Origin of the sequence: Leucobacter soli (genome assembly GCF_042659205.1) — a bacterium.
Classification (GTDB): domain Bacteria; phylum Actinomycetota; class Actinomycetes; order Actinomycetales; family Microbacteriaceae; genus Leucobacter; species Leucobacter soli.
In genome coordinates, this window is the sequence record NZ_JBHSRW010000212.1 from 1 (window position 1) to 3979 (window position 3979).

At 68.6% G+C, this 3979-nt stretch carries 5 protein-coding genes; 1 reads left to right on the forward strand and 4 read right to left on the reverse strand.

Annotated elements, in window-relative coordinates:
• Nucleotides 1-249: 249 nt before the first annotated feature.
• Nucleotides 250-696 (reverse strand): hypothetical protein, encoded by a 447-nt coding sequence (locus tag ACFPZL_RS10900; protein WP_218116462.1) that lies wholly within the window; start codon nt 694-696, stop codon nt 250-252.
• Between the two features lie 106 nt (nt 697-802).
• Nucleotides 803-1930, reverse strand: coding sequence for an alanine dehydrogenase (gene ald, locus ACFPZL_RS10905; RefSeq protein WP_218116464.1), 1128 nt, complete (start codon nt 1928-1930; stop codon nt 803-805).
• A 194-nt stretch (nt 1931-2124) separates the two neighbouring features.
• Here ald and ACFPZL_RS10910 point away from each other — a divergent pair, with 194 nt between their 5' ends.
• Nucleotides 2125-2613, forward strand: coding sequence for an Lrp/AsnC family transcriptional regulator (locus tag ACFPZL_RS10910; RefSeq protein WP_218116461.1), 489 nt, complete (start codon nt 2125-2127; stop codon nt 2611-2613).
• On the opposite strand, the gene yczE is transcribed toward ACFPZL_RS10910, so the two are convergent.
• Both yczE and ACFPZL_RS10920 read right to left on the reverse strand, forming a co-directional pair.
• Nucleotides 2576-3259, reverse strand: coding sequence for a membrane protein YczE (gene yczE / locus ACFPZL_RS10915; RefSeq protein WP_218116460.1), 684 nt, complete (start codon nt 3257-3259; stop codon nt 2576-2578). The genes ACFPZL_RS10910 and yczE overlap by 38 nt on opposite strands.
• 61 nt (nt 3260-3320) lie before the next feature.
• Nucleotides 3321-3979: cation:proton antiporter domain-containing protein (locus ACFPZL_RS10920; protein WP_382335411.1), on the reverse strand; the 659-nt coding region annotated here is incomplete at its 5' end.

The window sequence follows — 3979 nt, forward strand, 5'->3', positions numbered from 1 at the left end:
GCGGAAGAACCTTTTTCCGCCTCTCGCAGCGAGTTTCACCGAGGCATGCAAGAGTTTCACCGAGGCCTGTACGGGAATGGAAGTTCGGTGAGAGGGCGAGCGAGATTCTTCGCTCACCACAGCTTGACATCGCGCGGCGAGCGCCTAACCGGTCATTTCAGGTCCTACGCGGCGGGCGAGGCGGCCGTCGCCGAGGCGCTCGAGCGGATCCTCCGCTTCCAAGCTGCCTGAGCCGGCCGCACGCCGCGCTCAGCGGGAGAGACGGATCGGCGTCCCCGCCGAGACGCCCGTGCGTGCCTGCAGCGCCTCATCGACCGAGCTGATCGGGCCCGTCGGATCCGCGTTCTGGCCGAGCGCCAGCCCGAGTCCGACGAGGACCTCGGCCTCCGCGCCGCCGAGCGCGAGCTCGATCTCCGTCACCGACTCGATGAGCGGCTCGGGAAGCTCGGCGCCCGCTCGCGCGATGGCCGAGCGCACCGCTGCCGCGAGAGCAGCGGGATCCGCGGCGATCTTCTCGGCGCGCGCGTACGAGACGCCGTCGCCGGAGAGCGCCTCGCAGACGACCTGGCCGGGGAAATCCCCGAGCGTCACGCGCAGTGAGAGGCGGCTCGATCCCGGCCCGGGCGACGCAGAACCCGCCCCCTCGGTGGTCAGAGGGAGCGGGTTCGATGCGCCGAAGGAGAACTTCAGATCCATGTGTTCCAGCCTACGCCCGATGGTGCGGGTCGCAGGACGGAGAGGTCGGCCGACGGGGTGACCGTCGCGGCCGACGGCAATGCGTACGCGGTCGAGGCCCGGATGCTTACGCGCCCGCCGCCACGACCTCGCCGTACGGGGTGTAGGGGAGCTCGGGGAACGCCTCGGAGACGCCGTGGTTGGTGAGGACGCCGCCGTGAGCGTTGAGGCCCTTCGCGAGCGCCTCGTCGGTGGCGAGAGCGGCCTGCCAGCCCTTGTCCGCCAGGGCGACGACGTAGGGCAGCGTCGCGTTGGTGAGCGCGGCGGTCGACGTCTCGGGAACCGCGCCGGGCATGTTCGCCACGCAGTAGTAGATCGAGTTGTGCACCGGGAAGGTGGGGTCGTCGTGCGTGGTGGGACGGGAGTTCTCGAAGCAGCCGCCCTGGTCGATCGCGATGTCGACGAGCACCGAGCCCGGCTTCATCTGCGCGACCATCTCGTCGGTCACGAGCTTGGGGGCCTTCTCGCCCGGGATCAGCACCGAGCCAATTACGAGGTCGGCCTCCTTCAGCGCCTCGGTGATGTTCAGCGCGTTCGAGGTGCGGGTCTGGATGCGACCGTTGAACTCGTCCTCGAGCTGCTTGAGGCGGGGGATGAAGATGTCGATGACGGTGACCTCGGCGCCCATTCCGTAGGCGATGCGGGCGGCCTGCTCGCCGGCGGCACCGCCGCCGATCACGACGACCTTGCCGCGACGGGTCGCGGTGACGCCGCCGAGCAGGATCCCGCGCCCGCCGTTGGCCTTCATCAGGCTGTAGGCGCCGACCTGCACCGAGAGGCGACCGGCCACCTCGGACATGGGGGCGAGCAGCGGCAGGCCGCGGTTCGCGAGCTGGACGGTCTCGTAGGCGATCGCGGTTGTGCCCGACTCGAGGACCTTCTCGGTGAGCGTCTTGTCGGCGGCGAGGTGCAGGTAGGTGAAGAGGATCTGGCCCTTCCGCATCTTGTCGTACTCGGCGGCGATCGGCTCCTTGACCTTCAGGATCATGTCGCTGTCGGCCCACACCTGCGCGGCGTCCGCGACGATGGTCGCTCCGGCTGCCTCGTACTCGGCGTCGGTGATGGCGGAGCCGAGGCCGGCGCCGGCCTGCACCAGCACCTCGTGCCCGCGGCGCTTCAGCTCGAAGACACCGGCCTGCGTGATGGCCACGCGGTTCTCGTTGTTCTTGATCTCGGTAGGAATACCGACGCGCATGATGTGCTCCATTTGCTCTGTGTGATGAGGTTCGACGCGGATCCGTTTCCCGCTGCGTTGCGAGGCGGTGGCGGTGATCCGCAGGATTCCACCTCGATTCTGCACTATCTTCGAAGCAATCGGATGTGTCTAGAATAATCTTCGACGAAATGCGCATATTTATGCGCTGTGTGCGTTGAATGATCGGAGTAGGCATGGAGCCGTCGAAGGATCTGCGAGCCGAGGTGGTGCTCGACGACGTGGATCGCATGATCGTCGAAGAACTGCAGCGGGACGGGCGGATGACGAACGCCGAACTGGCGGAGCGCGTCGGCGTCGCGGCGTCGACCTGCGTGGCGCGCGTACGCGGACTGGTCGGGCGGGGCATCATCACGGGCTTCACGGCCACGGTCGATCCTGCGGTGATGGGGCGCACGCTCCAGGTGCTCGTGAGCGTCTCGATTCGTTCGGGCGCGCGGCAACGGATCTCGGAGTTCAGCGACGAGCTGCGCACCCTCCCCGAGGTGCTCCAGCTCTTCTTCCTCGGCGGGGTCGAGGACTTCATCATCCACCTCGCCGCGCGCGACTCGGATCACGTGCGGGACTTCGTGATGGAGCACCTCTCGGCGCATCCGGCGGTCTCATCGACCAGGACGAGCATCCTCTTCAGTCACTACCAGAACCCGGTGCGGCTGCCCGAGTAGCGGGTGCGGTCGCAGGGTCCGCCTCGACCTGCGCCGCCGGGTCTGCGTCCCGCGCGAGCGGGATGCTGAAGAGGGGGAGGAAGACCTGGCAGAGCGGCCCGATGGCGAGCACGAAGAACAGCGTGCCGAATCCGACGGTCCCGCCCAGCAGCCAGCCGATGAGCAGCACGGTCGCCTCGAGGCCGGTGCGGGTGACCCAGATCGGGAGCTTCGTCACGCGGTGCAGCCCGGTCATCAGGCCGTCGCGCGGGCCCGGCCCGAGTCGGGCGCCGATGTAGAGGCCGCTGGCCACGCCGATGAGCACGACGCCGAGCACCAGGTAGAGGATCCGCAGCCACAGCTCCGTCGTCTCCGGCAGAACGAGGAATCCGACGTCGGCGCTCGGCCCGATCAGCACGGCGTTGAGCAGCGTGCCGATGCCCGGCTTCTCGCGCAGCGGGATCCAGCACAGCAGCACGATGATGCTGACGGAGATCGTGACCACCCCGAAGCTCACCGGGATATGGCTGATGATGCCGAGCGTGAGCACGTCCCAGGGTGCGGCGCCCAGGTCTCCGCGCACGATGAGCGAGACGCCGAAGCCGAAGAGGAAGAGACCGATGAGCAGCTGCGTGCTGCGCCGGAGGAGTCGTTCGGGAAGTCGCAATTCGTCGGTACCTCGAATAATTCTGCTGATGCAGGCGTGAGTGCTTCTGCTGATGCAGACGCTAGTGCTTCTGCGGGGGAGTGAGTCTGAGTTCGTAGGCGTCGAGCGCCTCCTCGGCGAGGCGGAGCGACTGGCTGCTGTACTGGCCGATCGCGCGGGCCTCGAGCAGCGCGGCCCGCTGAGCGTCGAGCACGGCGCGGGCGAGCTGCAGATAGATCATCGCCTCGTCACCGGTGCGCGATCCGCCCGCCTTCGTCGACGGCGGCATCGAGAACGCCAGCGGCGTGAGGGAGTTGCGGACGCTCGAGCGGACGCGGTGGACGACCGTCTCAGGCGGTTCGCGGTGTGCAGGATCCTGCTCGGCCCGCTCGTGCTCGCGCTGCAGCGCACCGTCGAGGGCGGCGTTCCCCTCGTCGACGAGGTCCTGGTAGAGCGCGACGAGTTCCTGCTTGCGATCGTCCTGGCTCGGGCCGGCCGGGCGCAGCCGGCGGATGAGCGGCGGCAGCGTCAGGCCGTGGAGCAGCAGGGTGATGACGGCGACCAGGAACGCGATCACGACGAGCTGCGAACGGTAGGTCACGGTGATCGGGATCGACTGCGCGGCGGCCAGCGTGACGACGCCGCGCATCCCGCTCCAGCCGAGGATCAGGCCGCCGCGCCGATCCAAGCCCTGCGCCTTCGCGTGCTGCAGGTCGGCGGCGGACCGGTCGGCGAGCCGTC

Excerpts from the sequence above, each read along its gene's own strand:
- ald (WP_218116464.1), bottom strand. The coding sequence starts at position 1,930 with ATGCGCGTCGGTATTCCTACCGAGATCAAGAACAACGAGAACCGCGTG.
- ACFPZL_RS10910 (WP_218116461.1), top strand. The coding sequence starts at position 2,125 with ATGGAGCCGTCGAAGGATCTGCGAGCCGAGGTGGTGCTCGACGACGTG.
- ACFPZL_RS10900 (WP_218116462.1), bottom strand. The coding sequence starts at position 696 with ATGGATCTGAAGTTCTCCTTCGGCGCATCGAACCCGCTCCCTCTGACC.